General features: G+C 73.2%; 3 protein-coding genes and 1 pseudogene. All 4 read left to right on the top strand.

The features are described from left to right. A pseudogene (locus ACRDSK_RS31780) lies at positions 1-258 on the top strand (hypothetical protein); the annotation flags it as partial. Next, entirely contained in the window at positions 258-2,549 is a 2,292-nt protein-coding gene (locus tag ACRDSK_RS31775) for a tetratricopeptide repeat protein (RefSeq protein WP_431445095.1), read from the top strand. The pseudogene ACRDSK_RS31780 and the gene ACRDSK_RS31775, both read left to right, overlap by 1 nt. After that, positions 2,549-3,562, top strand: coding sequence for a protein phosphatase 2C domain-containing protein (locus ACRDSK_RS31770; RefSeq protein ID WP_431445094.1), 1,014 nt, complete (start codon positions 2,549-2,551; stop codon positions 3,560-3,562). The genes ACRDSK_RS31775 and ACRDSK_RS31770 overlap by 1 nt, the downstream gene beginning before the upstream one ends. Next, entirely contained in the window at positions 3,559-4,887 is a 1,329-nt protein-coding gene (locus ACRDSK_RS31765) for a vWA domain-containing protein (protein ID WP_431445093.1), read from the top strand. Before ACRDSK_RS31770 ends, ACRDSK_RS31765 begins: the two co-directional genes overlap by 4 nt. Positions 4,888-5,010 lie beyond the last annotated feature (123 nt).

Genomic DNA, 5,010 nt, shown 5'->3' with positions numbered 1-5,010 from the left:
GGGCTGCTCGACCGGCGCGCGGAGCTGCGCGGACGGCTGGAGGCCTACCGGGTCAAGGCGGCGCGGCTGGGCTACGGCGAGGACCTGGCGCTGGAGAAGCTGCACCTGCGCGCCCAGGAGCTGCTGTTCACCGCGCCGTGCGACCTGGCGGCCGCGACCCGTGCGCTCAACCGCTACCAACAAGGCCTGCAGGACCGGGAACGTCCACGCCCGGAGTCGGAGTCACAGTCCGAGATGCTGTCCGAGGAGGGAACCTGATGACCGCATGCGCGCGGTCCGGCTGCGCCGGCACCATCGACGAGGACGGCTTCTGCGACACCTGCGGTCTCGAAGCACCCGCCGGAACCCAACCCGCGCCGGCGGCGGCAGAAGCGGCGGCGGACGTGGGCACGGCGAGCTCACCGACCGCCGGCACGCGGACCATCAGCACCCGGTCCGGCAGCGCGCGCACCGGCAGCGTCTCCTGGACGAGCTCCTCCGGGGCGGTGACGTCGAGCTCGCGCCGCGGCTCGGCCCGCTCGTCGACGCGCGGCCTGCTCGGCGCCGGCCTGGTCGAGATCCCCCGGGTGCCCTACCGGGACCCGAAGTCGGCGGTGCTGTCCGACCCGAGGGTGCCCGAGGAGAAGCGGTTCTGCAGCAACTGCGGGACCAAGGTCGGCCGCGGCCGGGACGGCAGCCCGGGGCGGCCCGAGGGCTTCTGCACCAAGTGCGGACACCACTACTCGTTCACTCCCAAGCTCTCCCCCGGCGAGATCCTGCACGACCAGTACGAGGTGCTCGGCTGCCTCGCGCACGGCGGGCTCGGCTGGATCTACCTGGCGCTGGACCGCGCGGTCGCCGACCGGTGGGTGGTGCTCAAGGGCCTGCTGGACACCGGCGACGCGGACGCGATGGCCGCCGCGGTGGCCGAGCGGCGGTTCCTGGCCGAGGTCGAGCACCCGAACATCGTCAAGATCCACAACTTCGTCCAGCACCAGGACGCCTCGACGAAGACGCCGGTCGGCTACATCGTGATGGAGTACGTGGGCGGCCGGTCCCTCAAGGACATGATCAAGGAGATCCGGCAGACCCAGGGCGCGGCCGCGTGCCTGCCGCTGCCCCGCGCGATCGCCTACATCCTGGAGATGCTGCCGCCGATCGGCTACCTGCACACGCTGGACCTGCTGTTCTGCGACTTCAAGCCGGACAACGTGATCCAGACCGAGGAGCAGCTCAAGCTGCTCGACCTCGGCGCGGTGCGCCACATCGACGACGAGGACAGCGCGGTCTACGGCACGATCGGCTACCAGGCGCCGGAGATAGCGAGCGCGGGCCCGTCGATCTCGTCGGACCTCTACACCATCGGCCGCACGCTCGCGGTGATGACGTTCCCGTTCGACTTCCAGCGCGAGCACCAGACCACGCTGCCCACGGCCGCGGACGAGCCGATGCTGGCCGAGTTCGAGTCCTACGACCGGCTGCTGCGCCGCGCTGTCGCCCACGACCCGAACGCCCGGTTCACCTCCGCCGAGGAGATGAAGGACCAGCTCACCGGCGTGCTGCGCGAGGTGCTCGCCGCCGAGGACGGGCTGCCCCGGCCGGGCGCGTCGACCGAGTTCACCCCGGAGCGCCGCTCGTTCGGCATCCGGACCGAGCCCGGCACGCCGCTGGACCTGGCGGCGATCGTGGAGATGCTGCCGGTGCCCCGGGTGGACGGCACCGACCCGGCCGCGGCGTTCCTCGCCACCGTCACCTCGACCGAGCCGGCCGCGCTGATCGAGGAGCTGCGCACGGCCCCGCAGTCCACTGTGGAGGTTCGGCTGCGGATCGCCAGGGCGCACATCGAGCTGGGTGACGTGGCCACCGCGCGGCGGCTGCTCGACGAGCTCGCCCGGGACTCCAGGGACCTGGACCGGGCATGGCTGATCGACTGGCACCGCGGGCTCGCCGCGCTGTCGGTGGGCGACACGACCGTCGCGCGGGACCGGTTCGACCGCGTCTACTCGGCGATCCCGGGCGAGGCCGCGCCGAAGCTCGCGATCGCGCTGTGTGCCGAGGCGGCCGGCGACCACCGGGCCGCCGACCGGTACTACCGGACGGTGTGGCGCACCGACCGCGCCTACGTGAGCGCCGCGTTCGGGTTGGCCCGCGCGCTGCTCGCGCTCGGCGAGCGGCTGGAGGCGGTGGACGTGCTCAGCTCGGTGCCGGAGACCTCCAGTCACCACGTCGCCGCGCAGCTCGCGGCGGTCCGGGCCCGGCTGCGGGTGCCGGAGCCGGAGAAGCTGGCCGAGGACGAGCTGGTCGCCGCCGGCAAGCAGCTCGCCGACCTGGAGATCGACGCCGAGCGTCGGGCGCTCGCGGCCAGCGAGGTGCTGGGCACCGCGCTGCGATGGGCGCTCGTGCGCAAGCACGGGACGGGCACGGTGCTCGGCTGCGCGCTGACCGAGGACTCGCTGCGCGTCGGACTGGAACGCAGTTACCGCACGCTGGCCAGGCACGCGGACAACACGAAGGAGCGCATCGCCTTGGTGGACTCGGCCAACCGCATCCGGCCCAGGACGTGGGTGTGATGACCTGCCCACCGTGTGGTGAGCCCGTCGGGGCGAAGGACCGGTTCTGCGAGAGCTGCGGCGCGAACCTGCTCGTCGCCCGCACCCCGGCCGGCGGTCCGCTCGCGACCGTCGAGGCCGGCGCGCCCTGCGTCGGCTGCGGCGGTGCGAACGTCGGCGCGGACGGGTTCTGCGAGGACTGCGGGCGCGCCCAGCCGGCCGGCCGGGACCGGATGGAGAGCGACCTGGGCCTGGTCGCCGGCATCAGCGACAAGGGGCTTCGGCGGGCCCGCAACGAGGACTCGATGGCCTTCGGCACGGCCGCGGGCGACACCCCCGCCGTGGCCGCGGTGGTGTGCGACGGCGTGGCTACGTCTGACCGGGCGGACAACGCCTCGCAGCGCGCCGTGGACGTGGCGCTCGACGTGCTGCTGGACGCCGCGCTCGAGGGCAAGGACGGCGAGGGTGCGTCCCGGGCCGCGGTCGCGCGCGCCATCGAGGAGGTCACCGCGCTCGCCGACCCGTCGGTGCCGGGCACCGCGCCGTCGTGCACGTACGTGTCGGCGGTCGTCACGCCAACCGAGGTGACCATCGCGTGGGTCGGGGACAGCCGGGCCTACTGGCTCAGCGCCGAGGGGTCTGCCGAGGGATCGCGGCCGCTGACGGTCGACGACACGGTCGCCGCGGAGCTCGTCGCCGAGGGCATGAGCGAGGAGGAGGCGATGACGGTCCACCAGGCGCACGCGCTGTCGAAGTGGATCGGCGCGGACGCCGGCGAGATCGAGCCGCGGACGCTGACCTTCGCGCCCGACGGACCCGGCCTGCTGCTGCTGTGCAGCGACGGGCTGTGGAACTACCTGCCCGAGCCGCGGGCCCTGGTCGACGCGCTGCCGGGGGCGCCGACCGAGGTCGACCTGCTGCCCGCGGCGAGTGACCTGACGCGGATCGCGCTGGAGCTGGGCGGCCACGACAACATCACCACCGTGCTGGTGCCGTTCCCACCGAAACTCGAGTCCTCAGGGAGTCAACCATGACCGGAGCACCGGACTTCGCGGTCGAGGTTTACCAGAACGAGTACCTGTCGGCCGGCGCCACCGAGGTCAACGCGATCATCACGGTGACCGCGTCCGGCGCCGGGACCCCCGCCGCCGCGCCCGCCCCGGCCGGGACCGCGGCCGAGGTGATCATCGTCGACACCTCCGGCTCGATGCACGTGCCGCGCACCAAGCTGTCGTCGGCCAAGCAGGCGACCGCGGCCGCGGTCGACACGCTGCGCGACGGGGTCGCGTTCGCCGTGGTGGCCGGCACCGACGAGGCGCGGCTGATCTACCCGTACCGGCACGGCCTCGCGGTGGCGAGCCCGCAGACCCGGGCCGAGGCCAAGCAGGCCGTGACGAAGCTGTCGGCCAACGGCGGCACCGCGATCGGCAAGTGGCTGCGCCTGGCCGACAGCCTGTTCGAGACGCAGCCCAGCTCGATGCGGCACGCGATCCTGCTCACCGACGGGCAGAACATGCACGAGACGCCGCGCCAGCTCACCCGCACGATCGAGGCGGTGACCGGCCACTTCGTCTGCGACGCCCGCGGGGTCGGCACCGACTGGGAGGTCAAGGAGCTGCGCCAGATCGCCGACGCGCTGCTCGGCACCGTCGACATCGTGGCCGAGCCGGAAGGGCTCGAGGCGGACTTCCGGGACATGGCGGCGTCGGCGATGAACAAGGCGGTGGCCGACGTGTCGCTGCGGTTGTGGACGCCGCAGGGCGCGACGATCAAGTTCGTCAAGCAGGTGGAGCCGACCCTGTCCGACCTGACCGGGCGGCGCACGGAGCGGCCGCCGCGCAGCGGCGACTACCCGACCGGCTCGTGGGGCTCGGAGACCCGCGACTACCACGTCTGCGTGCAGGTCCCCGCCGCGGCGACGGGCGAGAAGATGCTGGCCGGCCGGGTGAGCCTGGTGATGCCCGGGCCCGACGGCGCGGAGACCGTGGTGGGCAAGGGCAACATCCTGGCCGTCTGGACCGACGACACGGCGCTGTCCACCCGGATCAACCGGGAGGTCGCGCACTACACCGGCCAGGCCGAGCTCGCCGACGTGATCCAGGAGGGCCTGGAGGCGCGCAAGGCGGGCGACGTGGGGACCGCGACCGCGAAGCTTGGCCGTGCGGTGCAGCTCGCCACGGAGACCGGCCACTCGGACACCGCGAAGCTGCTCGCGAAGGTCGTCGACGTCGAGGACGCCAAGACCGGCACGGTGCGGCTCAAGCGCAAGGTCGCCACCGTGGACGAGATGACCCTGGACACCCGGTCCAGCAAGACGATGCGAGTGCGCAAGAAGTCCAACGACTCCCCCGAGAGCTGAGGAGGCGGCCCATGCCGACGTGTCCGGCCGGTCACCAGTCCGCGGACGACGAGTTCTGCGACGTCTGCGGCCGGGAGATGGGCGGTCCGGCGCCGGCGGCCGCGAGCTCCGGCGCGGCGACCG

It is taken from the genome of Actinophytocola sp., assembly GCF_050699915.1.
Lineage (GTDB): Bacteria > Actinomycetota > Actinomycetes > Mycobacteriales > Pseudonocardiaceae > Actinophytocola.
Note: the sequence above shows the minus strand (reverse complement) of the source record. Positions and strands in the feature narration are given on the sequence as shown.

Excerpts from the sequence above, each read along its gene's own strand:
- ACRDSK_RS31765 (WP_431445093.1), top strand. The coding sequence starts at position 3,559 with ATGACCGGAGCACCGGACTTCGCGGTCGAGGTTTACCAGAACGAGTAC.
- ACRDSK_RS31770 (WP_431445094.1), top strand. The coding sequence starts at position 2,549 with ATGACCTGCCCACCGTGTGGTGAGCCCGTCGGGGCGAAGGACCGGTTC.
- ACRDSK_RS31775 (WP_431445095.1), top strand. The coding sequence starts at position 258 with ATGACCGCATGCGCGCGGTCCGGCTGCGCCGGCACCATCGACGAGGAC.